The organism is Pseudomonas sp. CFII68 (genome assembly GCF_000416195.1).
GTDB lineage: Bacteria > Pseudomonadota > Gammaproteobacteria > Pseudomonadales > Pseudomonadaceae > Aquipseudomonas > Aquipseudomonas kilonensis.
In genome coordinates this window covers 1-268 of sequence record NZ_ATLN01000072.1, presented here as the reverse complement: position 1 = coordinate 268, position 268 = coordinate 1, and the positions used below count along the sequence as shown (strand labels likewise).

Genomic DNA, 268 nt, shown 5'->3' with positions numbered 1-268 from the left:
TCGAGATTGCCGCCGATGTCGATAACCCGTTGTGCGGTCCCCATGGCGCGTCCGTGGTTTTCGGTCCGCAGAAGGGCGCCACTGCCCAGCAAGTGCAGGCGCTGGACCGGGCCTTGGGGCATTTCGCCGAACACTGCGCCCGGGCGTTGAACAAGGATGTGCGCGACGAGCCGGGCAGCGGCGCCGCCGGTGGCCTGGGGTTCGCGGCCAAGGCGTTCCTGGGCGCGCAGTTTCGTACCGGCGTGGACGTCGTCGCCCAGTTGACCGG

At 69.4% G+C, this 268-nt stretch carries 1 protein-coding gene; it reads left to right on the top strand.

All coding sequences use genetic code 11. The annotated features are described in order from the left end of the window. Positions 1-268 (top strand): glycerate kinase (locus CFII68_RS16090; protein ID WP_018605920.1); only part of this gene is annotated, 268 nt, incomplete at both ends.